The sequence below is a fragment of the Clostridium sp. AM27-28 genome, from assembly GCF_003480955.1.
GTDB classification, from domain to species: domain Bacteria; phylum Bacillota; class Clostridia; order Lachnospirales; family Lachnospiraceae; genus Otoolea; species Otoolea fessa.
The window spans coordinates 35,868-50,869 of the sequence record NZ_QUJT01000008.1 but is presented as its reverse complement, the minus strand read 5'-3'; the positions used below and the strand labels follow the sequence as shown (position 1 = coordinate 50,869).

The window sequence follows — 15,002 nt, the reverse complement described above, 5'->3', positions numbered from 1 at the left end:
GGGCTGTCGCACGTGTGAGGCGTGGCAGTCCCCTTTTTGCCAGTAAAAAAAGAAGGTGAAGGTTTTGACCTGAAACAATCAAAATTGTTGGTTCATCCGGTTGTTTCAGAAAAACGGTTCATTTCATGGAAGGAAAGGAAGAAGAAAGAGATGAAAAAAAAGCCAACCGTATTAATGATTCTCGATGGATACGGCATGAGAGATACCTGTGAGCACAATGCCGTGTGTGAGGCAAAGACACCGATCATGGATCAGCTGATGAGCCAGTGCCCGTTTGTGCGCGGCAATGCCAGCGGTCTGGCGGTCGGTCTGCCGGACGGACAGATGGGTAACTCGGAGGTTGGTCATTTAAATATGGGCGCCGGACGTATCGTATACCAGGAGCTGACCCGTATCACGAAATCAATCGAGGATGGCGATTTCTTTGAAAATCCGGAATTTCTGGCAGCCGCAGACACCTGCAAGAAAAATGATTCCGCCCTGCATCTGTTCGGACTGGTATCAGACGGCGGCGTTCACAGCCATCTGACTCATTTATTCGGACTTCTGGAGTTCGCAAAACGTCAGGGACTTAAAAAAGTGTATGTGCACTGCTTTCTGGACGGACGTGATACACCGCCGACCTCCGGCAAGGAGTTCGTAGCAGAATTAGAGAAGAAGATGCAGCAGCTTGGCATCGGCGAGGTGGCTTCCGTGATGGGACGCTACTATGCGATGGACCGTGATAAAAACTGGGATCGTGTCCAGAAAGCTTATGATGTGCTGACAAAGGCAGAGGGCGAGAAGGCAGAAAGCGCGTGTGCAGGCATTCAGGCATCCTATGATAAAGAGGTAAACGATGAGTTCGTCGTACCGTTCTATGTAGAGAAGGACGGAAAGCCGGTTGCCACGATTCAGGATGGCGATTCCGTCATTTTCTTCAACTTCCGTCCGGACCGTGCAAGAGAGATCACCCGCGCATTCTGCGATGAGGGATTTACCGGATTTGCGAGAGAGAAGAAGCTTGACCTGACGTTTGTATGCTTTACCGATTACGATGAGACGATCGGGAACAAGCTGATTGCGTTCAAGAAGGAAGAGATTAAGAACACGTTTGGAGAGTTCCTGGCGGCGCACCATATGACGCAGGCACGTATCGCCGAGACCGAGAAATATGCACACGTAACATTTTTCTTCAACGGCGGCGTGGAAGAGCCGAACGAGGGCGAGGACCGCATTCTGGTTCCGTCTCCGAAGGAGGTTCCGACCTACGACCTGAAACCGGAGATGAGCGCACCGATCGTGTGCGATAAGCTGGTGGAGGCGATTGAGTCCGGCAAATATGATGTCATCATCATCAATTTTGCAAACCCGGATATGGTAGGTCACACGGGCGTGGAGTCGGCTGCGATCAAGGCGATTGAGACCGTCGATGCCTGCGTAGGACGTGCAGTTGAAGCCATCAAGGCAGCCGGAGGCGTTCTCTTTATCTGCGCCGATCACGGTAATGCAGAGGTGATGGTCGATGAGGCAACCGGCGAGCCGTGGACCGCTCATACGACCAATCAGGTGCCGTTTGTCCTGGTCGGCGCTGACCCGGCGTACAAGCTGCGCGAGGGCGGACGCCTCTGCGATATTGTGCCGACGCTGATTGAACTGATGGGACTTGAGAAGCCGAAGGAGATGACGGGAGAGTCGCTGTTGGTGAAATAGGGAGAATTTTCGAATATATTAGGAAAGTATAAATATAACCGTCAATAAGAATCGGGAAAACTGCCATAAAGCAAGAAAAGATCATAAACAGAGAAATGGTCGGGGCTTGTTTTGTGGCAGTTTTTTGTTCACAGGTAGGAATTTTCTGAACTGAAAATCCCGTTACTTCTCTCTTCCATTTCATAAGAAAATAGGATAAAATAAAATCATCTATGTGAACCGCTCGGAGGCTGTTCCAGGGCAGACATTTTTAGAAAAGAAAGTGTTATGCGGAAAGGAAAATAGGATGGCAGCAGATTCACAGGGAAAACAGGAGGAAACAAGCATGAAGGTAGCGGTTGTTACAGACAGCAACAGCGGAATTACACAGGCACAGGCGAAAGAGATGGGCGTATATGTCCTGCCGATGCCGTTTATGATTGATGGAACCGAGTATCTGGAAGATATAAATTTGACACAGAAGGAATTTTACGAGCATCTGAGCGGGGATCACGATGTGAGCACATCCCAGCCGTCCCCGGAGACGATCTTAAATCTCTGGGAAAAACTTTTGGAGGAATACGATGCAGTTGTGCACATTCCGATGTCCAGTGGGCTTTCGAGCTCCTGCCAGACGGCAAAGATGCTGGCAGATGATTTCGACGGAAAAGTGCAGGTGGCGGATAATCACAGGATTTCCGTGACCCAGCGCCGTTCGGTGCAGGATGCGCTTGACATGGCGGCAGCCGGCATGGACGCGGAGGCGATCTGCAAAAAGCTGGAAGAGACAGGTTTGGATTCAACTATTTATATCACGGTTGACACATTAAAATATCTGAAAAAGGGCGGTAGAATCACACCAGCGGCAGCAGCGCTCGGAACACTTCTCCGTTTAAAACCGGTTCTGACGATACAGGGCGAGAAGCTGGACGCATTTGCGAAGGCGCGGACGATGAAACAGGCGCGTTCCATGATGATCACGGCGATCACCCGCGATCTGGAAAATCGGTTTGATGATATGACGGGAGAAAAAACGTATATTGATGTAGCGCATACCGACGATGATGAGATGGCGCAGGAGCTGGCAGCCGAGCTTCGGGAACTTTTCCCGGAGACGGAAGTCCGTGTAGAGCCGCTGTCCTTAAGTGTAGCCTGCCATATCGGACCGGGAGCGCTGGCGATTGCGGCAACGAAGAAGCTTGAAATCGGATCGTTGTTGTGAAAAACGCAGTTACAGAGCAGCATTTCGGGGTTACAGTTCACAGCCAATGTCAGTAAGTTAAGCAACGCAAAGAGCGTGTGAATTGTAATCGTTCAGGACAGGAACATGAGAAGAATAGCAGAACATAAAAGAAAGATATGGAAAGCGATGGAGCACACGATCGGGATGAGAATCCCTCTGTTCCTCGCCTTTCTGATTCTGACGCTGGTTCCGCTTCTGGTACAGGTTCGTTTTACATCGGGGTATTTTTACCAGAGCCATGTGGAAGAACGGATGGCGGAAGCGCAGAACCGGTGTCTGATTTTAGCAAACAAGATACGCAGCAGTGATTATATCAATGTACTGCTGTCGGGAAATCCAAATCCGGCGCTGGATGCGGAACTTAGTACAACGGCGGATCTGATGAACGGAAGAATCGTGCTGGTGGACGACAGCTTTAAGGTTTTGAAAGACACATTTGGTCTTTCCAGAGGGAAAACGCTGGTTGTATCGGATGTGTTAAAGGCATTTGACGGGGAAACTTCCAGCTATCTGAACCAGAAGAAAAAGTATTTCTATGTAGCGCAGCCGATTCAGGCAAAAAGCACGGATGCAGCGCCGATCGATTCGGATGTGGCAGCCGGAAATGGGAAAAATACGGCAGGCGTGCAGGGAGTCCTTCTTCTGATGGCGTCCACGGAAAATTCGGCGCTTTTGCAGGAGAAAATTGTGCAGAAGACGGGATTTTTGCAGCTCGTTATGTTCTGTTTTATTCTGATCGCAGATTTATTGGCGGCGGCTTGCCTGCTGAAACCATTCCGCCGCCTGCAGCAGCAGCTCGATATGGTGGCAGAGGGAAATCTGGATCAGGATATTGATGTAAAAACATATCGGGAGACGCGGGACATTTCGGAGGCAGTCATGCAGACCATCCGGAAGCTGAAAAACCTGGATCAGTCGCGTCAGGAGTTTGTTTCCAACGTGTCGCATGAGCTGAAAACACCGCTGACTTCGATAAGGGTGCTGGCGGATTCTCTGATGGGGATGGAGAACGCCCCGGCGGAGTTATATCAGGAGTTTATGCAGGATATTTCGGCGGAGATTGACCGCGAGGGCAAGATTATCGATGATCTGCTGACGTTAGTCAAAATGGATAAATCATCGCCGGATCTGAATATTGCCCAGACTTCGATCAATGGTCTTCTGGAACAGATTTTAAAACGTCTGACCCCGATCGCGAAGCGGCGGAACATTGAGATCACGTATGAGAGCAAGCGGGAAGTATCGGCGGATGTGGACGAGGTAAAATTGAGCCTGGCACTTTCGAACCTGGTGGAAAATGCGATCAAGTATAACCGCGAAGAGGGAAAAGTCTGGGTGACGCTGGATGCTGACCACAAGTTCTTTTATGTGAAGGTAGAGGATAATGGCGTGGGAATCCCGAAAGAATTCCAGGAGCGCGTATTTGAGCGTTTTTACCGTGTAGATAAGGCGCGCTCACGCGAGACAGGCGGTACCGGGCTGGGGCTTGCGATCACGAAGAATATTATTCTTCTTCATCAGGGCGCGATCCGCCTGAAGAGTGAAGAAGGCAAGGGAGCAACCTTTACGGTGCGGATTCCGTTGAATTATATTCCGTAGACAGCGTGGTTCTGGGCGGTTTAGAGGTTCGAGATGGTTGCTGGTGCTGCGGTGTTCGAATATTTCGGTGTTTGAATGCTGTCGTGTTCGAATATTTCGGTGTTTGAATGCTGTCGTGTTCGAATGTTTCAGTGTTTGAATGTTGCGGTATTTGAGTGTTGCAGTGTTCGAATGTGAGGTCAGGGAAATGTCTATTGTGAGATAGATTGCAAAATAACAACAGGAAATAATAAATGGAGAAAATAAGAAAAAAAAGCTCTGGAAAACGGGCAGGAAGCGTAAGTTCGTGGCTGATCCTTTGCCTGGCATGTCTGCTTCTTCTGAGCGGATGCCGAAAAAAAGAAGAGGTGCATCCGACGGCGGGTGAGGACGGCGTCTATCAGATTTATTATCTCAATTCGACGCGCACGGGGCTGGCGAGTGTTTCCTATCAGACGGAGACGGCGGACGCTGAGATCCTGATCGGGGAGCTGGCGGGGCAGATCCTTGCGGCGCCGGAAAACCCGGAGTATCAGGCAGTTTTAAGCGATAAGGTTGAATTCCTGGATATTAACCGGGACAATAACGTGCTGACGTTGAATTTTAATCAGGAATATATGAATACGAAAGCGTCGCGGGAGATTCTGTGCCGGGCGGCGCTGGCAAAGACCTTTACACAGGTTAAGGGAGTCGATTATATCAGCATTAATTGCGAGGGACAGCCGCTCCTGGACACACATGGGAACCCGGTGGGCGCGATCGCAGGAAGTGATTTTGTAGACAGTATTTCGGATGTCAATTCGTATGAAAAAGTAGAGCTGACCCTGTATTTTGCCAATGAAGAAAAAGATGGTCTGGTGGCAGAAAAACGGGAAGTATTTCACAGTATGAACACGTCGCTGGAACGCCTGGTAGTGGAACAGCTGCTGGCAGGTTCCCAGAATGGCGGGCTTTCAGTGATGCCGAAAAATACAAAGGTATTAAACGTATCACTGACAGATAATACCTGCTATGTCAACCTGGATAGCAGTTTTATTTCCGGGGATATCGATGTGGCGGAGTATATTCCGATTTACGCGATCGTCGATTCGCTGACAGAGCTTCAGACGGTAAATAAAGTACAGATCACGGTCAATGGCTCGGCAGATGTGACGTACCGGAATGTGATTTCGCTGGTGCAGCCTCTGGAGAGAGAGGAGAAGTATATTGTGAAGTAACTGTCAGACAGAATGTATATGCCATATTTGGAAGAGAGCAGCAATGGGATTTTGTTGATGTTTTGTAGAATACAGGAAAAGAGGAATTGAATATCAAACGACCGGTAATGTGGATGATGGTGGCTTTCGTACTTGGAGAGGTCGCAGCGTACCAGATGGGCATGACGGTGTGGTTTATAATTGCAGCAGCGTTTTTTTTGCTTGCAGTCATAAAAACAGCAGAAGGACGGGTAGATTCGGACTTTCAGACAGACGCAGAACGCGTCTGGAATTGGAAAGATCCGATGATGTGCCGTGTCTTTCTGCTGTTTTTCTGTTTCCTGGCAGGATGGGGACGGATGATGGTGGAAATGCGCCCGGATGCGCTGGAACGGATGGTAACGCAGAAGGGCGGTTCGGCAGAGGTGGCGGTATCGGGAACACTGGATTCTATTTCGGAAAAAAATGGGTGGTGTACGATGATTTTGACGGGGGTGGAGGTAGAGGATGAAAGTGTAAGAAAGGTACTGATATCGTGTAAAAGCGATTTACTGGAGAAGTGTGAAGAGAAAATTCTGCCACCCTGCGGAAGTCAGATTCATCTGACGGGAAACGCTGAGTTTCTGGAAGAAGCGCGCAATCCGGGGCAGTTTTCGTATCGGATGTATTATCGGGGACTAGGAATCAGAAACCGGGTGACGGCGGATCGGATTTTTATTTCAGAAGGAAAAAGTTCCCCTCTCCGAAGTCAGGCAGAATGCTTTCGGGCGTACGCGACGGCTGTTTTTCAGGAAATCTGTGTTCCAGAAGAGGCAGGGATTTTCCAGGCAATTTTGCTGGGGGATAAATCCGGGTTATCGGAAGAGCTGCGCGAACGGTTTCAGGATAATGGGATTGCACATATTCTGGCAGTCAGCGGGCTTCATGTCTCTTTGATTGGCATGAGCGTTTACAGTGCACTGCGTTTTTGGGGCATATCGTATGGATGGGCGGGACTGGGTGCTTCAGCGCTTCTTACCTTTTATGGTTTAGTAACCGGATTTGGAGCATCGGTATTCCGGGCGGTATTTATGGTAGAGGTGTCCTGTCTGGCGGCATATCTGGGGCGGAGTTACGATCTGCTGAGTGCGCTGTCGCTATCTTTGATTTTACAGGCGTGGCAGTCGCCGTATCTGCTCTTTTCGGCGGGATTGCAGCTTTCCTATGGCGCGGTTGCCGCGATTGGGCTGGAGACGGAGGAGCTGCGGAAAGTGGGAAAAAAGAGAAAAGAGCGGGAAGAGGAGGAACAAGAGAAAGAAAAAAAGAAAGGATATGAAACACTCATGCTCAGCTCGGCAATACAGCTTTATACAATGCCGATTCAGCTGTATCACTATTTTACATTTCCGATGTTGGGAATTTTTCTGAACCTGATCGTGATTCCGCTTCTCACGTATGCAGCCGGAAGCGGTCTGCTGGCGCTTGGAATTTACAGTATAGCGTTTGTGGGAGGAAAAATGGGGGGAATGGGCGGAGGCAGCAGCATTGCGGGAGTACTTTCGGATTTTGGAGGTGCGGCATCGGGAATATCAGAAATACCAGAAATATTCAGAATAGCGGCAAGTGCATGTACGGGTCCGGGGCATTATATTTTTCAGTTGTATGAATGGCTTTGCATCCAGGTGGAACGCGTGCCGTTTCATTCCATCGTGGCAGGACGCCCGGAAATGTGGAAAATAGGGGTGTTTTATGTGGCGCTGGGGATTCGATATGTGTGGAGTGTGGGAGAAGCAAGAGAGAATTTAGGGAGAAAAGGGATTTTTCGGTTTCCAAAAGACTGGAATGCACAGGGAAAAAATAGTGTATTTATTGCTGTGGCGGTAGTCTTTTTAGTGGTTAAGCCTGTTCATGGCTTTCAGAGCTGGTTCCTCGATGTAGGACAGGGCGACGGCGTCTTTCTGCGGACGCGGGATGAGGCAATTCTTTCGGACTGTGGCAGCAGCCAGGATAAAAAAATCGGGAAAAATGTGCTGGGACCATTTTTGAAAAGTCAGGGAATCCGCACGCTGGACTGGATTCTGGTCAGCCATGCGGATGCGGATCACACGAACGGGATCGAGTGGCTTTTGAAGGAGGAGGCAGATATCCGGGTGCGGAATCTGGCACTTCCGGCGGCGGGAAAAGGGCAGGAGGCATATAAAAAACTGGAAACTCTTGCCAGAAAACGGGGTGCGGAAGTCTATTATCTGTATCGGGGAGAAACGGTGCGGGCGAAAAGCCTGGCGCTTCGGTGCCTGTACCCGGAGGCGGGGGAAAAGCCAGTCGAGGAGCGAAATAGTCATTCACTGGTGTTTGATGTCACGTATGGAAAGTTTCGTATGCTTCTGACTGGAGATATTGGAGTGGAGGAAGAAAGAGAAATTCTGGGAATGGAAGAGGACAAAAAGGGGGAAAAAGTGACACTGTTAAAAGCTGCACACCATGGTTCGAACGGTTCCTCCTCAGAGGAGTTTTTGGAGTGCTTTTCCCCAGCTTTCACGGTGCTCTCTTATGGAGAGGGAAATACTTACGGGCATCCGGCACCGGAGGCGGTGGAACGTCTGGAACAGACGGGAACGGAGATCTGGAGAACGGCGGATTCAGGGGCAGTGAATGTGTGGACGGACGGGAAACGTATGTATATCAAGGGATATAAGAAACAAGATTATGGGAAGGAAAGAGATAAAAACAGATAAAAAACTAATTGTTAACTATATAAAAATAATAGGTTGACAATAGAAAAAGGCTATGTTATGCTTGCAATCAGTTCTGCATCTGTTTCGACTACCCGGGATCTGGAACGGCCGCTGCTGTTTTAGATGGTTGGAACAGGGGTTGCGGAGAGAAATTTATGTACATGTGCGAGAATAGAATGGCTTCGGATGCCTGAAATCATTCAGATAACCAAGGAGGAAAAAGGTTTGAAACACATGAAGACAAAGGATTTAGTTTTGTGCGCGATGTTTGTCGCACTGATTGCAGTGGGAGCATTTATCAAGATACCGGTTCCGGTGGTTCCATTTACATTGCAGTTTTTATTTACGATGCTGGCGGGTCTGCTTTTAGGTCCGGTCAACGGGGCGCTGGCGGTTGTGGTTTATATCGTATTAGGTTTAATTGGACTTCCGATTTTCACTCAGGGCGGCGGACCGGGATATATTTTCCAGCCGAGTTTTGGATATATCATCGGATTTGCGGTTGCGGCGTATGTGAATGGTAAGATTGCCAATGCCAAGACGCATCCGAGTTACCGGCGCCTGCTGGGAGCTAATTTTCTGGGACTTTTTATTGTCTATGCATTTGGAATGATTTATTACTACGTGATCAGCAATTTCTATCTGAATTCGCCGATCGGCGTAGGAGCGCTGTTTTTATATTGCTTTGTTCTGGCAGTTCCGGGCGATATCGTGCTCTGTATTGTGGCTGCCATCATAGGAAAACGGATGATTCCGCTGATTCAGGGAGGGAGACTTGGATAAAAGATGAGCAAGGGGATTTTTATAACAGGTACGGGAACGGATATTGGAAAAACGTATGTGACAGGCTTGATTGTGAAAAAACTGCGGGAGAGCGGCGCGGATGCGGCGTATTATAAAGCGGCAATGAGCGGCAATGAGCGGCGTGCGGATGGAAGCCTGATTCCAGGAGATGCTCTGCAGGTAAAAACAATGTCGGGAATCGGGCAGCCACTTGAGGAAATGTGTCCGTATGTGTACGAGACGGCGGTATCGCCGCATCTGGCATCCCGTCTGGAGGGCAACCCGGTCCAGATGGATCGGGTGCTGGAAGATTTTCACAAAGTCTGTGAAAAATATGAGTATGTGACGATGGAAGGAAGCGGCGGAATTCTCTGTCCACTCTGCATAGACGAGGCGGATATCCGTCTTCCAGAAGTAGTAAAAGCGTGCGGGCTTGGCTGCCTGCTGATTGCAGATGCGGGGCTTGGGACGATCAATGGCGTGGGGCTTACTGCCTATTATCTGAAACAACAGGGAATTGCTCTGAAAGGGATTATTTTCAACCATTATGAGACGGGAAATCTGCTTCATGAGGATAACCGGAAAATGTGTGAATATTACACGGGCATTCCGGTTGTTGCCTGTGTGGCGGATGGGGATACGGAGCTTTCCATGGGTGTGGAGACGCTGAAAGGGCTGTATGCGTAAGACAGAAGATAAAGGAGAAGAAAAATGATCTGGTATCCATATGAACAGTTAAAAACAATGAAAGCACCTTACGAGATCGTGGATGCGAATGGGGTATATCTTTACACGAAGGATCAGAAGCTGATTGATTCGGTTTCGTCCTGGTGGAGTGTGATTCATGGATATAAACATCCGGTAATCAATCAGGCAATTATTTCACAGGTAGAAAAATTTTCTCATGTGATGCTGGGCGGGCTGACGCATGAGCCGGCGCGCAGACTTTCAGAAAAACTGGCGTCCTGGCTGCCGGGCGATCTGGACTACTGCTTTTTTTCAGATTCCGGCAGCGTGGCGGTTGAGGTAGCGCTGAAAATGGCGCTGCAGTATTATATGAACCGCGGTGATGAGAAGCGAACGATGATTCTGGCGCTGGAACACGCGTACCACGGCGATACCTTTAAGACGATGGAGGCAGGCGATGATGAGGACTACCATTTTGTGCTAAAAGCCTATGGTGCAAGCCCGTATGTGGTTCACATTCCGACTGAGATCCCGGCGCTGGAGAAAGCATTTGAACAGTATCATGACAAGTTGAACTGCGTGCTGGTGGAACCGCTTTTACAGGGTGCTGGCGGAATGCGGATGTACGACATTTCATTTTTGGAGAAGGCAAGGGAACTCTGTGATAAGTACGGCGTGCTGCTGGTTTTTGATGAGGTGGCAACCGGATTTGGCAGAACCGGAAACCGCTTTGTGGCAGATCGGGTGCTACCGGATATTCTGGTCCTCGGAAAGGCATTGACCGGCGGTTACATTGGTCACGCGGCGACTGTGGCAAATAAAAAGGTATTTGATGGATTTTTCGATGATAACCCGGAACATGCGCTGATGCACGGACCGACCTTTATGGGAAATGCCCTCGCGTGCAGCGCGGCGCTTGCCTCGATTGAGCTGTTTGAGACGCAGAACTATATGGAAAAGATTCAGAAGATCGAAGCTATCACCCGTCGGGAGATGGAAGGATTTACCGATCCGAGAATCAGGGAGGTCCGCATGATGGGCGGATGTGTCTGTGTCGAGGTATATGATCCGGCAGTCCTGAAAGGGTATCAGGAATATGCGTACAAACGCGGCGTGTTCAGCCGTCCGTTCTTAAATTATCTGTACGCGATGGTTCCGTATATTATCAAGGAAGAAGAGCTGGTGCAGGTGCTTCAGTGCATGAAAGACTGGTTTGCGCGGGGATAGGTAACGAAGAAACGTAACTGTTCACAGGTGGGAATTTTCTGAACTGAAAATCCCGTTACTGGGAACACATGTGTGAACAGTGAAACATCTACCTTAGAATAAAAATCTTAGAATAAAAAAAAATTAAGTATTTCTTTCTGAATGAATTTCATTTATGATAAAAGGAATGGAGTATTGTTTTAAGAAACGATACATGGATTGTGTTGCCTGCGATTGTGAATGGATAGGACAGAAGCAATCAAAATTCTAGTATAAAACTAACATTCGGGGAGAAACCAATATGAAAGAACAAATGAAGAAAATAGCGCTGCTATCGCTGTCATTGATACTGACATCGGCGTATTCTGTTTCGATCGTGCTGCCATCGCTGCTGCAGCATTTCAGTGAATATACAACCGCACAGGTGGAGATATTGATCTCTGCACCGTCGTTTGCGATCACTGTCATGATCGTGCTGAATGCATGGCTGTCGCGTTATATGAAAGACCGTCCAATGATTGTGGGCGGTCTGCTTCTTTTATCGGTCAGCGGCATGGTACCGGTGTTTGTACAGGAATATCCGGTGGTGCTCGCATCCAGGATTTTCCTGGGGATCGGGATTGGACTCATTAATGCGAAAGCCATCAGCATTTTCAGTGAATATTATGAAGGCAGGGAAAAAGCGGCGCTGCTCGGATACCGCGGATCGGCGGAGGTGCTGGGAAGCGCGGTTATGACGCTGGTTGCTGGAAAATTGGTGCTGATCCGGTGGAATCTGGCATTTTGGGTGTACGCGCTCGGATTTGTGATTGTACTTCTGTATCTTGTATGGGTTCCGGGAAGAATGGAGACGGGACAGAGTGCGGGCTCACAGAGTGCAGGGGCAGAGAAAGAAAGTCTGGAAGCGGAGGCAGATGGAAAAAGAGAATGCTGGAAAAAAGAAGTCCTGACCATTGCTTATGCACTGTTTGCGGGATTTGTCATCTGCATCTACTGTTCCAATTCCCTGCGTGTCCCGATGCTGATTTTAGAGAAGAAACTTGGAACGGAGTCGGAAGCCAGCATCATTCTCACGCTCATGATGCTGATGGGAATAGCTGCCGGTGTTTATTTTGGAAAACTGACGATGTGGTGGAAGGAAAAATTACCGGGGGTTGGATGCCTGATGCTTGGAGCGGGGATGCTTCTGACCGCATATGCGGGCAATCTGCCGCTGATTGGAATTGGCATCAGTATCGTCGGATTTTTCTATACCGTTCTGGTTACCTATTCCTTCCACCAGATTTCCGAGCAGATTCCGCAGTCTTCTATCAATACAGCCACATCAATCGTGCTGGTCGGCTGCAATCTGGGAGCGGCGTGTTCGCCGTTTGTGCTGAAATGGATGGGAAGATTCAGTGAGGGCGTGAGCGTGCCGTTTGTGGGGTATGCGGGGATGATGGGAGTATTAGGAATCGTTCTGATAGTAGTCACGGGAAGAAAGAAATAATACAGTAAACAAATAATAGGAATGGCGGCAAAATCTGCAACCAGAACTGTATCGTACGGAATTTTCAGTTTAGAAAATTCAGAAAATTACTACCTGTGAACAGGTGTCTGAAATCGAACATTTGTGCTGATTTATTCTGCTTTTATGTATACATTCATGGGTGGATTTGGTATAATAGAAATACTTAATGGTATTTTTTTGTGTACTAGGAAATTCCTTGGAATCCCCTATTACACAAAAAGGCACATTCTTTATTTGTGAATTATATCAAATCAGGAGAAAGCAATGGATCATTTTGAGTTGGTATCAGAATACAGCCCGACCGGCGACCAGCCGCAGGCGATTGAAAAGCTGGTGGAGGGCTTCAAGGAAGGAAATCAGTTCCAGACATTACTGGGGGTAACGGGCTCTGGCAAGACGTTTACGATGGCAAATGTGATTCAGAATCTGAATAAGCCGACGTTAATTATCGCACATAATAAGACGCTGGCAGCCCAGCTTTATTCGGAAATGAAGGAATTTTTTCCCAATAACGCGGTGGAATACTTTGTCAGCTACTATGACTACTACCAGCCGGAGGCTTACGTCCCGTCCACGGACACATATATCGAGAAGGATTCCTCCATCAACGACGAGATCGATAAGCTGCGGCATTCAGCGACGGCGGCGCTGTCGGAGCGGCAGGATGTGATTATTGTGGCATCGGTTTCCTGTATCTATGGTCTGGGAAGCCCGATCGATTATAAAAACATGGTTATTTCCCTGCGCCCGGGCATGGAGAAGGACCGCGACGAGGTCATTCACAAGCTGATCGACATTCAGTACAGCCGGAATGACATGGATTTCAAGCGAGGTTCGTTCCGGGTGCGCGGCGATGTGCTGGAGGTATACCCGGCGTATTCGGGCGGCGATGCGTACCGGATTGAGTTTTTCGGGGATGAGGTAGACCGGATCACAGAGATTGACACGCTGACGGGCGAGATCAAGGCGCAGCTGGGACATATCGCGATTTTCCCGGCATCGCATTATGTCATCCCGAAAGAGCGGATGGAGATTGCGGCAAACAATATTTTAGAGGAAATGAAGGAGCAGGTCGCTTACTTTAAGAGTGAGGATAAGCTTCTGGAGGCACAGAGAATCGCGGAGCGGACGAATTTTGATGTGGAAATGATGCGGGAAACGGGCTTCTGTTCCGGTATCGAGAATTATTCGCGCCATCTGATTGGTTCGAAACCGGGAGAACCGCCGTGTACGCTGATGGATTATTTCCCGGATGAATTTCTGGTGATTGTGGACGAGTCGCACATCACGCTGCCGCAGGTGCGCGGGATGTACGCGGGCGACCAGTCGCGCAAGAAAACGCTGGTAGAATATGGCTTCCGCCTGCCGTCGGCGCTGGATAACCGACCGTTAAATTTTGAAGAATTTGAGAGCAAACTGGATCAGATTCTCTGCGTTTCAGCAACACCGGGCGAGTATGAGGAGGATCATGAGCTTCTGCGGGCAGAGCAGGTGATCCGTCCAACGGGACTTCTTGATCCGCCGATTGAGGTAAGACCGGTCGAGGGACAGATCGACGATCTGATTTCGGAGGTCAACCGGGAAGTGGATCGAGGGTTTAAGGTGCTTGTAACGACGCTGACAAAGCGGATGGCAGAAGACCTGACCGACTATATGCGCGATGCGGGAATCCGCGTCAAATATCTGCATTCGGATATTGACACGTTGGAACGCGCCCAGATTATCCGAGATATGCGTCTGAATGTCTTCGATGTGCTGGTCGGCATCAACCTGCTTCGTGAGGGTCTGGATATCCCGGAGATTGCGCTGGTGGCGATTCTGGATGCGGATAAAGAGGGATTCCTGCGTTCGGAAACGTCCCTAATTCAGACGATCGGCCGAGCAGCGCGAAATTCTGAGGGGCATGTTATCATGTATGCAGATTCGATCACGGATTCAATGCGGGCGGCGATCGAAGAGACGGAGCGAAGACGCGCGATTCAGCAGGCGTACAATGAGGAACATCACATTACGCCGACGACGATCAAGAAAGCTGTCCGGGATCTGATCACGATCTCGCAGGCAGCCGAACCGGTTACGAATAAGGTAACGAAGGATCTGGAATCGATGGATCGCCAGGAATTAGAAAAACTCGTAAAGGAACTGACGAAGAAGATGAATCAGGCGGCAGCCGAGCTGAATTTCGAGGAAGCGGTCGTGCTGCGTGACCGTATGGTAGAGGTCAAGAAAATGTTGCTGGATTTGGAAAATCCGTGACTGTTCAGTAGGTCTGCGCATTTACTGCGCTGACCGTACGAAAACATGGGCCAGCAGGCAAAAATCTCATTGCCGCGGGCAATTTTTAATGGATTTTTGCGCGTGACTGTGAAGGTACTGAACAGTTACGAAAATTCGTAAATCAGAGGGTGGTTGGT

The 15,002-nt window shown here is 49.1% G+C and carries 10 protein-coding genes; all 10 read left to right on the top strand.

Features of this window, described 5'->3' with window-relative positions; all coding sequences use genetic code 11:
• Window positions 1–150 precede the first annotated feature (150 nt).
• The 10 genes from gpmI to uvrB all read left to right on the top strand — a co-directional run bounded on the left by gpmI (window position 151) and on the right by uvrB (window position 14,844).
• A complete protein-coding gene (gpmI, locus tag DW720_RS09885; RefSeq protein WP_022359186.1) occupies window positions 151–1,692 on the top strand; it encodes a 2,3-bisphosphoglycerate-independent phosphoglycerate mutase in 1,542 nt (513 codons plus the stop codon).
• A gap of 325 nt (window positions 1,693–2,017) precedes the next feature.
• Window positions 2,018–2,893 (top strand): DegV family protein, encoded by an 876-nt coding sequence (locus DW720_RS09880; protein ID WP_118743181.1) that lies wholly within the window; start codon window positions 2,018–2,020, stop codon window positions 2,891–2,893.
• 105 nt (window positions 2,894–2,998) lie between these two features.
• Complete coding sequence (locus tag DW720_RS09875; protein WP_118743164.1) at window positions 2,999–4,513, top strand: ATP-binding protein; 1,515 nt, start codon at window positions 2,999–3,001, stop codon at window positions 4,511–4,513.
• Window positions 4,514–4,746: 233 nt separating this feature from the next.
• Window positions 4,747–5,709: a GerMN domain-containing protein gene (locus tag DW720_RS09870; protein ID WP_118570818.1), complete on the top strand. Its 963-nt coding sequence runs from the start codon at window positions 4,747–4,749 to the stop codon at window positions 5,707–5,709.
• An 86-nt stretch (window positions 5,710–5,795) separates the two neighbouring features.
• Complete coding sequence (locus DW720_RS09865) at window positions 5,796–8,402, top strand: ComEC/Rec2 family competence protein (RefSeq protein ID WP_147355510.1); 2,607 nt, start codon at window positions 5,796–5,798, stop codon at window positions 8,400–8,402.
• 234 nt (window positions 8,403–8,636) lie between these two features.
• Window positions 8,637–9,185 (top strand): biotin transporter BioY, encoded by a 549-nt coding sequence (locus tag DW720_RS09860; protein WP_233430256.1) that lies wholly within the window; start codon window positions 8,637–8,639, stop codon window positions 9,183–9,185.
• 3 nt (window positions 9,186–9,188) lie between these two features.
• Entirely contained in the window at window positions 9,189–9,872 is a 684-nt protein-coding gene (gene bioD, locus DW720_RS09855) for a dethiobiotin synthase (protein ID WP_118749589.1), read from the top strand.
• A gap of 24 nt (window positions 9,873–9,896) precedes the next feature.
• Window positions 9,897–11,099 (top strand): adenosylmethionine--8-amino-7-oxononanoate transaminase, encoded by a 1,203-nt coding sequence (bioA, locus tag DW720_RS09850; protein ID WP_022359179.1) that lies wholly within the window; start codon window positions 9,897–9,899, stop codon window positions 11,097–11,099.
• 280 nt (window positions 11,100–11,379) lie between these two features.
• Window positions 11,380–12,567, top strand: coding sequence for an MFS transporter (locus tag DW720_RS09845; RefSeq protein ID WP_118749588.1), 1,188 nt, complete (start codon window positions 11,380–11,382; stop codon window positions 12,565–12,567).
• A 285-nt stretch (window positions 12,568–12,852) separates the two neighbouring features.
• A complete protein-coding gene (gene uvrB / locus DW720_RS09840) occupies window positions 12,853–14,844 on the top strand; it encodes an excinuclease ABC subunit UvrB (RefSeq protein WP_118749587.1) in 1,992 nt (663 codons plus the stop codon).
• The last annotated feature ends 158 nt before the right edge of the window (window positions 14,845–15,002 follow it).

What these genes read in the sequence shown, in the direction of transcription:
- DW720_RS09875 (WP_118743164.1), top strand. Translation starts at nt 2,999, where the DNA reads ATGAGAAGAATAGCAGAACATAAAAGAAAGATATGGAAAGCGATGGAG.
- DW720_RS09880 (WP_118743181.1), top strand. Translation starts at nt 2,018, where the DNA reads ATGAAGGTAGCGGTTGTTACAGACAGCAACAGCGGAATTACACAGGCA.
- bioA (WP_022359179.1), top strand. Translation starts at nt 9,897, where the DNA reads ATGATCTGGTATCCATATGAACAGTTAAAAACAATGAAAGCACCTTAC.
- bioD (WP_118749589.1), top strand. Translation starts at nt 9,189, where the DNA reads ATGAGCAAGGGGATTTTTATAACAGGTACGGGAACGGATATTGGAAAA.
- DW720_RS09845 (WP_118749588.1), top strand. Translation starts at nt 11,380, where the DNA reads ATGAAAGAACAAATGAAGAAAATAGCGCTGCTATCGCTGTCATTGATA.
- DW720_RS09870 (WP_118570818.1), top strand. Translation starts at nt 4,747, where the DNA reads ATGGAGAAAATAAGAAAAAAAAGCTCTGGAAAACGGGCAGGAAGCGTA.
- gpmI (WP_022359186.1), top strand. Translation starts at nt 151, where the DNA reads ATGAAAAAAAAGCCAACCGTATTAATGATTCTCGATGGATACGGCATG.
- DW720_RS09860 (WP_233430256.1), top strand. Translation starts at nt 8,637, where the DNA reads ATGAAGACAAAGGATTTAGTTTTGTGCGCGATGTTTGTCGCACTGATT.
- uvrB (WP_118749587.1), top strand. Translation starts at nt 12,853, where the DNA reads ATGGATCATTTTGAGTTGGTATCAGAATACAGCCCGACCGGCGACCAG.